We start from the raw sequence: 16,444 nt of genomic DNA, 5'->3' as shown, positions 1-16,444 counted from the left end.
CATAGCCTATGAGGCGTGATCGTAAGCGCGTTCACCGTGGACGATCAAATCAAGCCCGCCGGTTTCGGTTTCCGCATCGACACGCAACGGGGTGATCCACCCGACGATTTTGATCAAGACGACCGTCACCACACAGGTGAAAACGCCAACGATGGCCAGCGACCCGAGCTGTGCTGCCCAAGACCCCGCACCGAAGGCCGCGATCATGATGGTGCCGAAAATCCCGCCGACGCCGTGTACGGCAAACACGTCAAGCGTATCATCGATCTTGAGCGTGTTGCGGATCAGGTTCACCGCCTCTTGGCAGCCAATACCGGCAATCGCGCCGATGATCATCGCCTCAACGGGGCCGACAAATCCGGATGCGGGGGTGATCGAGGCAAGGCCGGCAATCGTGCCGGTCACGATGCCGACAAGGGATGCTTTGCCGAATTTGATCTTTTCCCACAGCGCCCACGTCAGCGACGCCATCGCCGCCGAAATATGCGTGACGGTGATCGCCATGGCGGCGCCGCCGTCTGCGGCCAATTGCGAGCCGCCGTTAAAGCCGAACCAGCCCACCCAAAGCATCGCCGCGCCGATCATGACGAAACCGGGCGAATGGGGCGGTTTGCTATGATCGCGGCGCGGGCCAAGGAAGACGGCGATCAGAAGAGCGGCCAAACCTGCGGTTTCATGCACGACAATACCACCCGCGAAATCCTTGACGCCGGTCTCTCCGAAAATACCGCCATCGGACAAGAAACCGCCGCCCCAAATCCAATGGGTCACCGGCGCATAGCACAGCAACATCCAAAGGCCGGAAAACAGTAGTACAAAGCCAAAACCGATGCGTTCCACATAAGCCCCGACAATCAGCGCGGGGGTGATGATCGCAAAGGTCATCTGGAAGGCAAAGAACAGCACTTCGGGCAAATTGCCGGACAGCGTGTCGGCGTCGATCCCGTCAAGGAACATTTTACCAAGGCCGCCCCAATAGGCATTACCGTCACCAAAGGCGATGGAGTAGCCAAAAGCGAACCAAAGCACGCTCATCAAACATGCAATCGCATAGCAATGCATGAAAACGCTGAGCACATTACGGGCGCGCACCAGCCCGCCATAAAACAGGGCAAGCCCCGGCAATGTCATAAACAGCACCAAGGCTGTCGCGGTGATAATCCACGCGGTATCTGCGGCGTTCATCTGTCCCCTCCGAAAGATCTGTTGTCAGTTTCGGGGCTGAAAGCGTCTTTGCATTGATGCGAAAAGGGGCGAGAGGCTTTGTTTGCGCTATTATATTGAGCAAATTGCAAATTGCCGCATTTATGTGCGGTGAATGTAGGTGTTTGCGCGAATAATGGGCGAAATGGGAATATTGTGCCGCACCGGTTTACGCGCGCGGCGTTTCCAGAGCCTCGATCAACAGCATCAGTGCGTTTTGCACCGAAAACTGCCGCACTGCACTGCGGCCCAGTGGGCCAAAGTCGGTGGTTTCTGCATGAAGGGGGGCGTTGGCTTGCGCAAGACCGAAGCATACCCGCCCTTCGGGTTTGTTGTCGCTGCCGCCCGGACCGGCAATGCCGGTGATTGCCACGGCCAAATCGGCATGAGAGCGCGCCAGCGCGCCTGCTGCCATTTCGCGCGCCACCTCTTCAGAGACCGCGCCATGGGCGCTGAGCGTCGCGGCGGAGACGCCGAGCATCTCTTCTTTGGCGGCATTGGTATAGGTCAGGAAGCCGCGCTCAAACACCGCCGAGGACCCGGCAATATCGGTGATCGCCGCGCCCAACATCCCGCCGGTGCAGCTTTCGGCGGTGGTGACCATTGCGCCGCGGGCTTTGGCGGCCTCCAAAAGACGGTTGGCAAGCTCTTCTGCAATCATAGCAATACCCCATGGGCGATGGCGGCGAGGGCCGCAGTGACAGCGGCCGCAAAGAGGCCCGCGATGACATCGTCCAGCATAACACCGAGCGCATCGCCGCGCCGGTCGGCGCGTCCCACCCAACCCCATTTGGTGATGTCGAACAGCCGGAACAGCAAGAACCCCGCGATCCAACCGGGATAGAGCTTAAGAATATCTACCCCGGCAAATTCGGCGCCATAGGAAATGGTAAAAAGCGCAATCCATTGTCCGACCACTTCGTCAATGACGATCTCTGACGGGTCATGATCCGCGGCCTCGCGGGTCTCACGCGCCGTCGCCCACCAACCCAATGCAAACACGAGGGTCGTTGCCGCGACCAGCCCCGAGAAGCCGGCGATCTGGTGGATGCCCCATGCCATCGGCAGTGCGGCCAGTGACCCCCATGTGCCGGGCGCAGGGCGCAAATGGCCGACATGAAAACAGGTGGCGATGAGGTGCGTCAAAGGTGTCGAATGCGGGGCGCGGTGGGTCGTCATGGGGGCTCTCGCTTTACTGATTGATCAAAGTGGCTGTGGCGATGGAGGCGATGCCTTCCTCGCGGCCGGTGAAGCCGAGCCGTTCGGAGGTGGTGGCTTTGACGGATATGCGCGCAGCGTCGATTTGCAAAATCCGCGCCAATTCAGTTTGCATGGCTGTGGCGTGGGGCCCGATTTTCGGGCGCTCGCATATAAGAGTGCAGTCTATGTTGCTGATCTCGAACCCGTTTTCACGCGCCAGCTTTCCAGCGTGGGCCAGGAAGATCTCGCTTGCGGCGCCTTTCCATTGCGGATCCGAGGGCGGGAAATGCCGACCAATATCTCCAATTGCAAGCGCCCCGTAAATCGCATCGGTGACGGCATGCATACCAACATCGGCGTCGGAATGGCCCAAAAGCGCGCGCTCATGCGGGATGGTCACACCGCAAAGAATCACATGATCGCCATCGGTAAACCGGTGCACGTCATAGCCATTGCCAAGACGGATATCAAAAGGGCGGGCGGTCATGGCGGCTCCTCTGGTGGTTTTGGGATGCGGGGTGTTTGGCACCGGGGCGGTGGTGCGGGTTAAAATTGCTTCGACACGGGCGAAATCGGCGGGATGGGTGATTTTGATATTGTCCTCGTCGCCCATGGTGATGGTCACTGGCAAGCCTGCGGCGCGGGCGACTTGCACATCATCGGCGGCTTGATCGCCGCCCTGCTGATGCGCGGCGAGGATCGCGTCGAAATCAAACCCTTGCGGGGTCTGTGCCCGAAAAAGGCCGTTCCGGTCCTGCGTGCCGCTGACGTGGTTGTGTTCGCCGCGCCAAAGCGCATCGGTGACAGCAAGAGCGGGGGCGGCGGCGGGATGGTCCGCGAGCGCCGCAATCACCGCATCGATCACCGCATCGCTGACGCAGGGGCGGGCGACATCATGGATCAGGACCTGCGCCGGTCGCTGCGCGGCGGGCAGGGCGGCCAAAGCCTCAAGCCCGAGACGCACAGAGGCCATGCGACTGGCTCCGCCGGTGCAAATGCGCAGGCCGTCCCGTGGTGCGATCTGCGCAATATCATCGGGGTGCAGCACCAGTTGAATCATATCAATGCCAGAATGGGCGGCGAAACGGGCCAATGTCCAATCCACGACCCGCGCCCCGGCCAGCGGTTGCCATTGTTTTGGCTCATTGCCGCCGGCGCGTCTGCCGCGACCTGCAGCAACGATCAGCGCCGCGCGGCGCGGGCGGATTGCAGGGGGAGTGATCGGGGAGGGTGTCATCGGCATCGGTGGGATTTGAACCTGAAATATCTCCGCTCCTGCATAGGGCGAAGCGCGGCAAAGGGCAATCTTCACCGCTGCGGCAGCTGTGCGCTTAAATTTTAATCACATGCCGCAATGTGTAGCAAAATTCAGCGCCTATGCCATTGTCGCGCTCTGGTCCTTGGGGTACGCAAAGAAGAACAATGACTGAAAATGCACAAGGATTAAGCGCGTGCCCCTTGCGTTGGCAGAGATGACAATCACACCGCCGGTGCTGTTGGCGCCGCTTGCGGGGATCACCGATCTGCCGTTCCGTTCTCTTGTCGCCAGCTTCGGTGCCGGATTGGTGGTGTCGGAAATGGTCGCCAGTCAGGAGATGGTCCAAGGCAAACCCGGTGTGCGCGAGAAGGCGGAATTGGGATTTGGTGTCGCGGGCACATCGGTGCAAATCGCCGGGCGCGAGGCCACATGGATGGCGCGGGCCGCACAGCAGATCGAAGACAGTGGCGCACGGGTGATCGACATCAACATGGGCTGCCCCGCGAAAAAAGTGGTGAATGGCTATTCCGGTTCGGCCTTGCTGCGCGATCTGGATCACGCGTTGCGGTTGATCGAAGCGGTGGTTGGCGCGGTCGACGTGCCGGTGACCTTGAAAACGCGGCTCGGTTGGGACGCGGATATGATGAATGCCCCGGAATTGGCGGCGCGGGCGGAAAATGCAGGAATACAAATGGTCACGATACATGGTCGCACCAGATGCCAGTTTTATAAAGGACGCGCGGATTGGGCGGCGATCCGGGCGGTGAAGCAGGCGGTGAACATCCCCGTCATCGCCAATGGGGATATCGTCGATGCGGCGACGGCGCAGCGGGCGCTTTCGGTCTCGGGTGCGGATGGGGTGATGGTCGGGCGCGGAGCGCAGGGGCGCCCGTGGCTGTTGGCCCAAATTGCGCATCGCCTTTATGGTGGACGCGCGCCGGACGTGCCGCGCGGATCTGACCTTTCTGATATGATTTCAACGCATTATGAAGCAATGCTCAGCTTCTATGGCGCGGATCTTGGCCTGCGGACCGCGCGTAAGCATTTGGGGTGGTATATGGATGCGGCGCAGACGCCGAAACCGTTGCGCCGCGCGGTGTTGACCTGCGGCGAGAGTGCTGAGGTGCTGAAACTTATTCCGCAGGCAATTGACGAAGGGAGGGCGGCGGCATGACTGCATCTTACGAGGCAATCTGGACCTCTTTGCCGGTGCCGGCGCTCTTGGTCGATGAAAATGATCTGATCCTCGACATCAATCCCGCCGCCGAAGGGTTCTTGAACACCTCGGCGAAAAGCATTCAGGGGCAACCATTGTGGGACCGCCTCGCCATCGACGCACAAATTGAAGAGGCGTTCAGCCGCGCGCGCGCGCAATCCTCGCCCCTGTTTGTCAATGATGTGGATGTGGGCACCGGCGAACGCGCGCCGCTGCATTGTAATTTGCAAATCTCGCCGCTCAATGATGCGCCGCGGGTGATGATGTTTTTGATTTCGCCGCGTGAATTGGCGGGGCGGATGACGCAGAACCATTCGGTCAAATCGGCGGCGAAATCCGCGATTGGCATGGCCGAGATGTTGGCCCATGAGATCAAGAACCCCTTGGCCGGCATCACCGGCGCGGCGCAGCTGTTGTCGATGGGATTGAGCAAGGAGGATCAGGAGTTGACCGATCTGATCGTCGAGGAAACCCGCCGGATTGTCGGACTTTTGGAACAGGTTGAACAATTCGGCAATCTGTCCCGCCCGCGCGTAAAGGCGGTTAATATTCACGATGTGCTTGACCGCGCCCGGCGTTCGGCTTTGCTTGGATTCGGGGCCCATATGAAAATCGCCGAGGATTACGACCCCTCTTTGCCTTCGGCGGCGGGGGATCCCGATCAATTGCTGCAGGTGGTGTTGAACTTGTTGAAGAACGCCTCGGAAGCTGCCGATAAAAAAGGAGGAAATATTCGCCTTCATACCTATTACGAGCACAGCTTTCGATTGCGCCGCGCCGATGGTTCGGGGGTGTCTTTACCGTTACAAATCGAGATTATCGATGATGGTCCCGGCCTGCCGCCGGAGATCGCGGGGGATATTTTCGACCCCTTCGTGTCGGGCCGCGAGAACGGCACCGGGCTTGGGCTTGCCCTCGTCAGCAAGATCATCTCGGATCATGACGGGTGGATCTCGGTCGATAGCATCCCGGGCCGCACGACATTTCGCATTTCCCTACCGCTTGCCCCCCGTAACGCAGAGGAGACCTCCTGATGGATGGCACTGTTTTGGTCGCTGACGACGACCGCACGATTCGCACCGTTTTGACCCAAGCTTTGACCCGCGCCGGGTGCAAGGTGCATGCGACCTCTTCCCTGACCACGCTGATGCGGTGGGTCGCCGAAGGCAAAGGTGATGTGGTAATTTCCGATGTGATGATGCCGGATGGCAATGGTCTGGAAATGTTGCCCAAAATTGCCGAAGACCGGCCGGGATTGCCGGTGATTGTAATTTCGGCGCAAAACACAATCATGACCGCGATTCAGGCGGCCGAGGCCGAGGCCTATGATTACCTGCCCAAACCGTTCGATTTACCGGATCTGATGAAGCGCACCGCGCGGGCGCTTGAGGTGCGGCGCACTGCTGGCGGGGCGCCCTCGCAGGTCGAGGTCAAAGATCGCCCCGATGAGCTGCCATTGGTCGGGCGCACCCCGGCGATGCAGGCGCTTTATCGGTTGGTGGCCAAGGTGATGAACACCGATCTCTCGGTGCTGATCTCGGGCGAAAGCGGCACTGGGAAATCTCTTATTGCACGGGCGATCCATGATTTTTCCGACCGGCGTAATCTGCCATTTGTGACGGCAACGGCGGCGGATCTGTCGGAATTGGAAGGGCCATCACGAGTCTTGGCGCGGGCCAAAGGTGGGACGGTTTTATTTGATGAAATCAGCGATATAGACAGCGAAGTTCAAGCGCGCATTGTGCGCATGATGGACACGCCCGGCGATTCAACGCCGCGGTTCATGGCCACCAGTCAAAGCGATTTGAGCCGCGCGATGGATGAGGGGAAGCTGCGGCAGGATCTGTATTACCGGCTGTCTGGTGCGTCGCTTCATGTGCCCGCGTTGCGCGAACGGGTGGATGATATCCCGCTCCTGACCGACCATTTTCTGGCCCGGGCCGAACGGGATGGATCGGCGGCGCGGCGATTTGCCGATGATGCCCTTGAATTGATGCGGGTCTACAGCTGGCCGGGCAATGTGCGACAGCTTGAAAATGCAATCCGTCGGTTGGTGTTGACCGCCCGCGCTGACGAAATCAACCGCAGCGAGGTCGAGAGCGTTTTAGGCAATCAGCCCGAGCTTGAACCGGCGCTTGGCGGGGCCGACACCGAGAAGCTATCGGGCGCCGTGGCACGGCATTTGCGGCGCTATTTTGATTTGCACGGCAATATGTTGCCGCCGCCGGGGGTCTATGCGCGGATTTTGCGTGAGGTCGAGATGCCTCTTATCGAAATTGCATTGGATGCAACCGGTGGAAATCAGGCAAAATGCGCGGATCTTTTGGGGATTAACCGGAATACTTTGCGCAAGAAGATCACCGACCTCGATATTCGCGTGACACGACGCCGCAAGTTGATGTAAAAGGGCAACATAAGAGTGGCCCAAAGGCGTCATGCCTTGAGAGGACCACAAAATATGGCGGTTCGCTGAGCAGAGACCTCCGCATCCTGTTGGGGTGTTGTGGCACATTTGTATCAGCACATCAGGAAGAGGGCAGCGGTTGGCTTCCCCTAGACGGAAACAGACTTGGCGAAAGCTGCAACGCTTGCGGCGCCAGAAACGTGTGCAGACTGCGGCAACCTTCGGGCTTGTGGTGCTGGGCCCGGTTTTGGCCCTGGCGACTTTTCTTGTTCTCGGCCCCCTGGATCAGGGCGCGGCGTCTTTGTCATTGCGGCTGATCCTGCTGGCCGATCTGATTTATATTTTGGCGATTGCCGCATTGGTATTGCAACGGGTGGCACAGATGGTTGCCGCGCGGCGGGCGCATTCGGCGGGATCGCGATTGCACCTGCGGCTGACCGGTGTGTTCGTATTGATGGCACTGATCCCAACGGTGACCGTGGCGATTTTTGCAATGTTGACGGTGAATGTTGGGCTGGAGGGGTGGTTTTCCGAACGGGTGCGCCAAGTGGTTGGCTCGTCGCTGGCAGCGGCACAGGCCTATGAAGACGAGCACCGCCGCGATTTGGCGCAGGATGCGCGAGCGCTTGCGGGGTTCGTGGATGCCACGCGGCGCACGCGCGGCTTCATGGCAGACGGGCAGGTGCGCGAGGTCTTGACCCAAGGACAGACTCAGATCCAGCGCGGCTTGCGCGAAGCCTATGTCATCGACAGCAGTGGCACGCTGCGGGCCCGTGGGGAACGGTCGTATTTGTTCAATTTCGAACAGCCGACAGCAGAGCAGATCGCCACCGCGATTGATCAAGGGCTGTTGATCATTCAGGATTGGGATAACAATGAATTCAGGGCCTTAGTCCCGCTTGAGGCTTTTGTGGACCGATTGGTCTACGTCAGTCGCAATGTCGATGGAGATATCCTCAACCTGTTGGACGAGACCCAGGAAACCGCGCGGCTTTACACCCAATTGGAGAGCGAACGCGGGCGGGTGCTTTTTGAATTTGGTCTGCTCTACCTTGGGTTTGCCGTGATTTTGATTTTGGCGGCGATCTGGCTTGGACTTTGGTTTGCGGAACGTTTGGCGCGACCGGTCGGGCGGTTGACCTCCGCAGCGCAGCATGTCGGGTCGGGAAATCTTGATGTGCAGGTGGTCGAAGAGGAGGGCGAGGATGAAATCGCCCAGCTTGGCCGTTATTTCAACCAGATGACCCGACAGTTGAAGGGCCAAAGGCAAGAGCTTTTGGATACCAATGAGCAAACCGAACGCCGGCGCCGGATGTTTGATTCCGTGCTCAGCTCTGTCACCTCCGGGGTTGTCGGTTTGGATGCAGAGGGGCGCATTTCCTTCGTGAACCGGTCCGCCGAACGGCTGTTGGATTGGCACGAAGAACGGCAAAGCGTGGCCGTTGAAGTGGCGGTGCCAGAGTTCGGGCCGCTGTTCACACGGCTGCATCATGGCGGCTCCGAGGTGGTGCAGGAAGAAATCAAAGTGGCGCGCGCCGGACAGGTGGAAAACCTGTTGGTGCGGATGTCAACGCGGCGCTCGGATGAGGGATTGCGCGAAGGCTATGTGGTGGCGTTTGATGATGTGACCGATTTGGTCGCCGCACAGCGCATGGCGGCATGGGGCGATGTCGCCCGCCGGATCGCCCATGAGATCAAAAATCCGCTCACGCCCATTCAATTGTCGGCAGAACGGATCAAACGGAAATTCACCCGCCATCTGGATGAGGAGTTGGGGGAGAACCTCGAACAGCTCACGGGTGTTATTATACGTCAAACCAATGACTTGCGGCGAATTGTTGATGAGTTTTCAAAATTTGCCCGCATGCCCGAGCCGCAGCGCCGCCCCGAAAATATTGCCTCGATTTTGGGCGAATCCGTGGTGTTGCAACGGGCGGGGCAACCCGATGTAACGATCACTTTGGAGGGGGCCGATGGGGTTGTGAATGCCGATCTGGACGCGACGATGATCCATCAAGCTTTGACCAATCTGATCAAAAACGCCGGCGAGGCGACCGAAAGCCTAAACGAAGCCGGCGCGCCAGAGGGCTATGTGCCCACCATTCAAATCAGCCTCGTCGAGGCGGGCGACATGGCGGAAATTCGCATCGCGGACAATGGCACCGGATGGCCAGAAGATCGCGGCCGGTTGTTCGAACCCTATGTCACCACGCGCGACAAGGGCACCGGCCTTGGCCTGCCGATTGTGAAGAAAATTATTGAAGAGCACGGCGGAAGCCTTGCGCTTGAGGACGCGCCGCTGTTCGGCGGCACGATGCATGCGGGGGCAATGGCGGTGATACGCTTGCCACTCGCGCCCCGGACGTCGCCAACGGCGCAGGGCGGGGAAACCGAAGTAAATGAAACGGTATGAGGGACACATGAGCGATATTCTGATTGTGGACGATGAGCGCGACATCCGCGAGTTGATTTCAGACATTCTTCAGGACGAGGGGTTCACCACGCGGCTGGCGGGCAATTCCGACGATTGCATGAAAGCGGTCGAGGAGCAGCAGCCCAGTTTGATGATCCTGGATATTTGGTTGAAAGACAGCCAGATGGACGGGATCGACATTTTGAAGTGCGTCAAACGTGATTATCCCGAGGTGCCGGTGGTGATCATTTCCGGCCATGGTAATATCGAAATTGCCGTCGCGGCGATCAAACAGGGTGCTTATGATTTTATCGAAAAGCCCTTTAATATCGATCAGTTGATGGTGGTGATCCGGCGGGCAATGGAAACTTCGCGTCTGCGGCGCGAGAACACCGAATTGAAACGCAAGGATGTGGGGCCGAGCGAGATGGTCGGCGGGTCTGTGTCGTTTAAAACCTTGATGGGACAGCTTGAAAAGGTGACCAAATCCAACGGCCGGGTGATGTTGACCGGACCGGCGGGGGCGGGCAAGGAGGTTGCGGCGCGCTATATTCATGCCAATTCGGCTCGCGCTTCTGCGCCTTTTGTCACGGTGGGATGTGCGTCGATCGAACCCGAGCGGATGGAAGAGGTGCTGTTTGGCCGTGAGGGTGCCGATCGCGGTGTTGAGCCGGGCTTGTTGGAACAGGCCAACGGCGGCGTGATCTATTTCGACGAGGTCGCGGATATGCCTTTGGGAACACAATCAAAAATTCTGCGGGTGTTGGTGGATCAACAATTTTTGCGGGTCGGCGGATCGGCCAAGGTCAAAGTGGATTTGCGGGTCATTTCCTCGACCAACCGCGATTTGGAGGCCGAAATCGCAGCCGAACGCTTCCGTCAGGAGTTGTTTCATCGGTTGAACGTGGTGCCGATCGCGGTGCCGTCATTGGAGGACCGCCGCGAGGACATTCCGGTTTTGGCGGGCTACTTTTTGGAGATGTTCCATAAAACCCAAGGCTTGCAGCTGCGCACACTCAGCGACGAAGCCGTGGCGATGTTGCAAACGATGGTTTGGCCCGGCAATGTGCGCCAGTTGCGCAACATGATGGAACGGGTGTTGATTTTGGGCGAGGGCAGCGGTGCAATCGAGGCTGCGGAATTGCCGAGCGACGGCGGCGGTGGCGGCGGCGAGGAAGGCCGCGTGATCCTTTCCGGCACATTGGCGACGATGCCGCTGCGCGAGGCACGCGAGGCCTTTGAACGCGAATATTTGCTCACACAGATCAACCGCTTCGGTGGAAATATTTCTCGCACGGCGCAGTTTGTCGGAATGGAACGATCGGCCCTGCACCGCAAATTGAAATCTCTCGGGGTGGTCACGTCGAATAAATCCGGCGCACGGGTCGCCCATGTGGATGACGAGGAGGCCGTCGAAGAGGCAGGGTAACGCAGGTCTAAATCGGGCGTGGACCGATTGGTCCAGTCCCCGATAGTGATGCGCTTTTGGGTGCGCTGTGGCCGGTTTTCCCGCGAGCGATCTTAGGGTGTGACAATAACCCATTGGTCGTTTTGGGCGCGGACCAGACATGACTGCGTATTCAAGGCGGGTTGCGTCGCGGGAAGGGTCATCGCGCCGGTTGCGGTGCATCGTTCCAGTTTGACGCGTTTATATCCCTGGGCCTGCATGCATTGCTCGACCACTTGACCGCGCAGACCCGCATTGCTGTCATAACTTTCGATGCGCGGCGGGGTCATATGTCCGGCGGTGCGGTAGCATCCGCGCGGGTTACAGATTTTGCGGCCGGGCACATATTGGCCGGGAATGGACCTGGTCACCGTATTCACCGGCACCTGTTTCAAAGCATCGACCTTGCACTCCACCTCGTCACTTTGGACCCGCGCCACCGGCGCGCCGGTCTTGTGATAGGTCTCGATCGGCAGGCACCCCGCGAGCAAAACCACAGCGGGCAGGGCGGGCAACAGGCGAAACAGGATCATAGCGGACCTCTACAGAGATGGGGATTGATTGCCGCCAGCTTGCGCAGCCGGCGGGCAAAAGACAATTGATTTGACGGGCATATTCGCTTCTGTCATTTCGCGCCTCAACCCGCTAGCGTGGCGGGAGTATATGAACAAGCACGGGAACGGCTTTTATGAAGGTCATTATCTGCGGCGCGGGGCAGGTCGGGTGGCAAATCGCCCGCCATCTGTCGGGAGAAAAAAATGACGTCACCGTGGTGGACAGCAATGCTGATCTGGTCCGCCGTGCGACGGATGCTCTTGATGTTCGAGGGATTTCCGGTTTCGCCTCCTATCCTGATGTGCTGGATCGTGCTGGCGCGCGCGATGCCGATATGGTGATTGCGGCGACCTATTCGGACGAGGTGAATATGGTCACCTGTCAGGTCGCCCATTCGGTGTTTTCTGTGCCGCGCAAAGTGGCGCGATTGCGGGCGCAAAGTTACCTGACGGCGATTTATTCGGATTTGTATCGCCGCGATCACATGCCGATTGATGTGGTGATCAGCCCCGAACGCGAGGTGGCGGAGGCGGCGCTGCAACGGTTGGCCGCGCCTGCGGCCTTCGACACCGAAACCTTCTTGAGCGGCAAAGCGCATTTGATGGGGATCACCATCGATGAGGATTGCCCCGTGGTGAACACGCCGTTGCGGCAATTGACCGATCTGTTTTCGACCCTGCGGGTGATCGTGGTGGGGGTGCGCCGCGACGGGCGGTTGTTTGTGCCCGCCTCATCGGACCAATTGTTTGTTGGCGATAATTGCTATGTGTTCGCGCCCAATGAGGACATTCCGCGCACCTTGGAAGTATTTGGAAAGACGTCGAAAAAACAAGAGCGCGTGGTGATTGTTGGTGGCGGCAACGTCGGGCTTGCGGTGGCCAAGGCGTTGGAAAAACGCACCCAGAAGATTCGCGTCAAGGTGATCGAGAAGAGCCGCAAGATTGCCGAACGTGCCGCCGAAGAGTTGGAGCGGACGATTGTTTTGAATGGTGACGGGTTGGACGCGGCCTTGCTGGCTGAAGCGAATATCAGCCGCGCCGACGCGGTTCTTTGCGTCACCGATGATGATAAAACCAATATGTTGGCGGCGGTGCGGGCCAAGGCCGAAGGCTGCCCGATGGCCATCGCCTTGATCAATGATCCGACCTTGGTGCCGTTGCTCGGACCGCTGGGGGTGGATGCTTATATCAATCCGCGGGCCACAACGGTCAGCTCGATCTTGCGCCATATCCGTCACGGGCGGGTGCGCGGTGTCTATTCCATCGGTGATGCCGAAGCCGAGGTCATCGAAGCCGAGGTTCTGTCGACCTCTCCGATTGCCGGTCGGACAGTGCGCGATATTGATTTCCCCGAAGGTGTCTTGGTTGCCGCGATCCTCAAGAATGACAAAGTGGTCAAACCTCTTGGCGGCGTGAAAATTGACGAAGGCGATGTGATTGTGCTCTTTGCTATGGCGGCGGATGTGCCGGAGGTTGAGCGACTCTTGCAGGTCTCAATCGACTTTTTCTAAGATAGATCAATGTGATGCAGCGCCTTGTTCAACTTCCCTTGTTTTTGCTTTTGACCGCGATTGCGGCGGCGGCGATGTATGCACCGGCGATTTATGGTTTGCGGCTTGGCGAGCATGCGCAGGCGCGGGCGTTTTTCTATGCCGGCACCTTGGGATTGACCGCATCTGTATTGATCGCGATTTCTTTATCGGGCCGCAGGCGGCGCACCAGCGGCGGCGTTGGCAACTTGCTGGCGCTTTTGGCGGCCTATCTGTTGTTGCCTGTGTTTTTGGCGGTGCCGTTCCATGATGCGCTCAATACCACCTCGTTTATGAATGCCTATTTCGAGATGGTGTCGTCTCTGACCACCACGGGGGCGACATTGTTCCCCGATGCCGAGCGTTTGCCGGCGGCCTTGCATTTGTGGCGGGCCGAAGTCGGGTGGCTTGGCGGTTTCCTGATTTGGGTCGTCGCGGCGGCGGTTTTGGCGCCCTTGAACCTTGGCGGGTTCGAAGTCACCTCCTTTGCCGAGCCGGGACAGGGCGACACCGCCGCCGACCGCCAGGACGGCGCCGATCCGGCGTTGCGGTTGCTGCGCTCTGCGGCGCAGCTCCTGCCGATCTATGTCGGGCTGACGCTGGTGCTGTGGATCTTGCTGATGGTGACGGGCGACCGTGCGTTTGTGGCGCTCTGCCATGCGATGTCGACCATGGCGACCAGCGGCATTTCGCCGGTTGGCGGGCTTGCCCCCGGTGCAATGGGCGATGCCGGTACGCCGGCGTCTCTGGGCCTTGGAACCTCTTCGGGGATCGCCGGAGAGATGGTTATTTTTCTCTTCCTTCTCTTTGCCCTGTCTCGGTTGACCTTTTCATCCGACAGCGCCACGGGGCAACGGCAAAGTTTGCGCCATGATCCGGAGTTTCGTATCGGTATCCTTTTGGTTCTGGGCGTGCCGCTGTTGTTGTTTGCACGGCATTTCATTGCCAGTTTCGAATTGGATGATGGTATGGGTGCCTTGGCCGCGCTGCATGCGCTTTGGGGCGGGGTGTTCACTGTGCTGTCGTTTTTGTCGACCACCGGCTTCGTCTCTGCGGATTGGAGCACGGCACAGGATTGGTCGGGGTTGAGCACCACCGGGTTGATCTTGATGGGGTTGGCTTTGGTTGGTGGCGGCGTCGCCACAACGGCGGGCGGGGTAAAGTTGCTGCGGGTTTATGCGCTCTACCTCAACGGGTTGCGCGAGATGGAAAAATTGGTGCATCCGCATTCGGTTGGCGGTGCCGGCGCACATAGTCGCCGCATCCGCCGCAACGGGGCCTTTGTGGCGTGGATCTTTTTTATGTTGTTCGCGGTTTCTCTGTCCTTGGTGATTGTGGTTTTGGCGGGTTTCGGTGCGGATTTCGAACAGGCCACGGTTTTGGCCATCGCCGCCCTGTCTACCACGGGCCCATTGATTTCCATCGCCTCGGATGTGCCGATTGTTCTGGTGGATATGAGCGTGGGTGCGAAACTGGTTCTCTGCGCGGCGATGGTTTTGGGGCGGCTTGAGACATTGGCGATTGTTGCATTGGCCGCGCCGTCAGTGTGGCGCAACTGACGCGCATGCGTGCCGCGTCAAAGAGGCGCTGCATTTTGGGGCTGGAAACTGCTGTCATTGCCCGTCATACTTCGACACGGATCAAACAGCATGCCGATTTGCGGCCCAAGAGAAAAATAAAGGTGATCAGACATGGCTTCCGACCGTCAGAACCTGCAGGATGCATTCCTCAATCATGTGCGCAAGACCAAGGTGCCGGTGACGGTGTTCCTGATCAACGGGGTCAAACTGCAAGGTGTGATCACATGGTTTGATAATTTTTGTGTGCTGCTGCGCCGCGACGGGCAATCGCAATTGGTTTATAAACACGCGATCTCGACGATTATGCCGTCGCAACCGATCAGCCTTTATGAGGGCGAAGACGCCAATTGATGGAACATGGACAGGAGGCCACCCGCGCATGGGTGTTGCATCCTGATATAAAAACCGAACACCGCGCCCGCGCTTCTGCGCTTGCGCTTGAAGAGGCGGTCTCTCTGGCTGCTGCCTTGCCGCATCTTGAGGTGGTGGGCGCCGATGTTGTGCGCGTGGCCAAACCGCATCCGGGGCATTTGTTCGGCACCGGAAAGATGGATGAATTGAAGGCGGTGTTCGAGGCCGAAGAGATTGACCTTGTGTTGGTCGATGGTCCGGTCACACCGGTGCAGCAACGCAATCTGGAAAAGGCATGGGGGGTGAAGCTCCTCGACCGTACCGGATTGATTTTAGAGATTTTCTCGGATCGTGCCCGCACCCGTGAGGGGGTGCTGCAAGTTGATATGGCGGCGCTCAGCTATCAACGCACGCGGCTTGTGCGGGCATGGACGCACCTTGAACGGCAACGCGGCGGGCTTGGCTTTGTCGGCGGTCCCGGCGAGACACAGATCGAGGCCGACAGGCGCGCCATCGACGAACAGTTGGTGCGCATTCGCAAGCAATTGTCGAAGGTGGTGAAAACCCGTGAATTGCACCGCGCCGCGCGGGCGAAGATCCCCTATCCGATTGTGGCTTTGGTGGGATATACCAATGCCGGAAAATCAACTCTTTTCAATCGGTTGACGGGCGCAGAGGTGATGGCGAAGGATATGCTTTTTGCCACGCTCGATCCGACCATGCGGCGCATTCAACTGCCCGAGGGTGGCCCCGAGGTGATCCTCTCGGACACGGTGGGGTTCATTTCCGATTTGCCGACCGAATTGGTCGCGGCGTTTCGCGCCACGCTCGAAGAAGTCTTGGGTGCCAATCTGATCATCCATGTGCGCGACATTTCGCATCCCGAAACGGCCGGGCAAGCCCGCAATGTGCATCAGATTTTGAACGATCTGAAATTGGATGCGCGCATTCCGATGCTGGAAGTGTGGAACAAGATCGACCTTCTGGACGCGGAGGAGCATGAGGCGGCGGTCACCCGCGCCGGCCGTGCCGAGGACACCTATGCGCTCTCGGCGGTCACTGGCGAGGGAATTTCTCCCTTGCTTGAAGCGATTGCGGACAGGCTTGAGTTGGCCAAACATATGACCACTTTGACCCTGCCGTTTTCGGAAGGGCGTAAACGTGCGTGGTTGTTCGAACAAGAGATTGTCGAAGCCGAACGGCAAACCGAGGAGGGATTTGAATTCGACCTCCTCTGGACCAACCGTCAGGAAAAGCGATTCCGCGATATGTGAGCATCAGACTGATTG

At 58.9% G+C, this 16,444-nt stretch carries 14 protein-coding genes; 9 read left to right on the top strand and 5 right to left on the bottom strand.

Annotated features, from left to right (window positions below):
* Nucleotides 1–6: 6 nt before the first annotated feature.
* The 4 genes from DI396_RS04970 to DI396_RS04955 all read right to left on the bottom strand — a co-directional run bounded on the left by DI396_RS04970 (nucleotide 7) and on the right by DI396_RS04955 (nucleotide 3,640).
* Entirely contained in the window at nucleotides 7–1,185 is a 1,179-nt protein-coding gene (locus tag DI396_RS04970) for an ammonium transporter (protein WP_110795080.1), read from the bottom strand.
* A 187-nt stretch (nucleotides 1,186–1,372) separates the two neighbouring features.
* Nucleotides 1,373–1,864, bottom strand: coding sequence for a CinA family protein (locus tag DI396_RS04965; protein ID WP_110795079.1), 492 nt, complete (start codon nucleotides 1,862–1,864; stop codon nucleotides 1,373–1,375).
* Nucleotides 1,861–2,382, bottom strand: a complete 522-nt coding sequence (locus DI396_RS04960) for a phosphatidylglycerophosphatase A family protein (RefSeq protein ID WP_110795078.1) — start codon at nucleotides 2,380–2,382, stop codon at nucleotides 1,861–1,863. The genes DI396_RS04965 and DI396_RS04960 overlap by 4 nt, the downstream gene beginning before the upstream one ends.
* 13 nt (nucleotides 2,383–2,395) lie before the next feature.
* Nucleotides 2,396–3,640: a bifunctional 2-C-methyl-D-erythritol 4-phosphate cytidylyltransferase/2-C-methyl-D-erythritol 2,4-cyclodiphosphate synthase gene (locus tag DI396_RS04955; RefSeq protein ID WP_110795373.1), complete on the bottom strand. Its 1,245-nt coding sequence runs from the start codon at nucleotides 3,638–3,640 to the stop codon at nucleotides 2,396–2,398.
* A 235-nt stretch (nucleotides 3,641–3,875) separates the two neighbouring features.
* Here DI396_RS04955 and dusB point away from each other — a divergent pair, with 235 nt between their 5' ends.
* The 5 genes from dusB (at nucleotide 3,876) to ntrX (ending at nucleotide 11,123) form a co-directional block, all read left to right on the top strand.
* The gene (gene dusB, locus DI396_RS04950; protein ID WP_110795372.1) at nucleotides 3,876–4,835 is read left to right on the top strand and encodes a tRNA dihydrouridine synthase DusB; all 960 of its coding nucleotides are present in this window, start codon (nucleotides 3,876–3,878) and stop codon (nucleotides 4,833–4,835) included.
* The gene (locus tag DI396_RS04945; protein WP_110795077.1) at nucleotides 4,832–5,911 is read left to right on the top strand and encodes a two-component system sensor histidine kinase NtrB; all 1,080 of its coding nucleotides are present in this window, start codon (nucleotides 4,832–4,834) and stop codon (nucleotides 5,909–5,911) included. The genes dusB and DI396_RS04945 overlap by 4 nt, the downstream gene beginning before the upstream one ends.
* The gene (locus DI396_RS04940; RefSeq protein WP_110795076.1) at nucleotides 5,911–7,281 is read left to right on the top strand and encodes a response regulator; all 1,371 of its coding nucleotides are present in this window, start codon (nucleotides 5,911–5,913) and stop codon (nucleotides 7,279–7,281) included. Before DI396_RS04945 ends, DI396_RS04940 begins: the two co-directional genes overlap by 1 nt.
* A 175-nt stretch (nucleotides 7,282–7,456) precedes the next feature.
* Entirely contained in the window at nucleotides 7,457–9,694 is a 2,238-nt protein-coding gene (locus tag DI396_RS04935) for a sensor histidine kinase NtrY-like (protein ID WP_235851767.1), read from the top strand.
* Nucleotides 9,695–9,701: 7 nt separating this feature from the next.
* Nucleotides 9,702–11,123, top strand: coding sequence for a nitrogen assimilation response regulator NtrX (gene ntrX, locus DI396_RS04930; protein WP_110795075.1), 1,422 nt, complete (start codon nucleotides 9,702–9,704; stop codon nucleotides 11,121–11,123).
* Nucleotides 11,124–11,215: 92 nt separating this feature from the next.
* Here ntrX and DI396_RS04925 read toward each other — a convergent pair whose 3' ends face one another.
* Nucleotides 11,216–11,674: a hypothetical protein gene (locus tag DI396_RS04925; RefSeq protein ID WP_110795074.1), complete on the bottom strand. Its 459-nt coding sequence runs from the start codon at nucleotides 11,672–11,674 to the stop codon at nucleotides 11,216–11,218.
* Between the two features lie 155 nt (nucleotides 11,675–11,829).
* Between DI396_RS04925 and trkA the strand changes: the two genes are divergently transcribed.
* From trkA to hflX, 4 genes are all read left to right on the top strand, one after another.
* Nucleotides 11,830–13,206 carry a Trk system potassium transporter TrkA gene (trkA, locus tag DI396_RS04920; protein WP_110795073.1) on the top strand — a complete coding sequence of 459 codons (1,377 nt, stop codon included), beginning with the start codon at nucleotides 11,830–11,832 and terminating at the stop codon, nucleotides 13,204–13,206.
* 14 nt (nucleotides 13,207–13,220) lie between these two features.
* A complete protein-coding gene (locus DI396_RS04915) occupies nucleotides 13,221–14,783 on the top strand; it encodes a TrkH family potassium uptake protein (RefSeq protein WP_110795072.1) in 1,563 nt (520 codons plus the stop codon).
* Between the two features lie 132 nt (nucleotides 14,784–14,915).
* Nucleotides 14,916–15,155 (top strand): RNA chaperone Hfq, encoded by a 240-nt coding sequence (hfq, locus tag DI396_RS04910; RefSeq protein ID WP_110795071.1) that lies wholly within the window; start codon nucleotides 14,916–14,918, stop codon nucleotides 15,153–15,155.
* Nucleotides 15,155–16,429, top strand: a complete 1,275-nt coding sequence (gene hflX, locus DI396_RS04905) for a GTPase HflX (RefSeq protein ID WP_110795070.1) — start codon at nucleotides 15,155–15,157, stop codon at nucleotides 16,427–16,429. Before hfq ends, hflX begins: the two co-directional genes overlap by 1 nt.
* Nucleotides 16,430–16,444: the final 15 nt, after the last annotated feature.

The organism is Litorivita pollutaquae (assembly GCF_003205515.1).
GTDB classification, from domain to species: domain Bacteria; phylum Pseudomonadota; class Alphaproteobacteria; order Rhodobacterales; family Rhodobacteraceae; genus Litorivita; species Litorivita pollutaquae.
The sequence above is the reverse complement of the archived record's forward strand: the minus strand, read 5'-3'. Positions and strand labels throughout refer to the sequence as shown.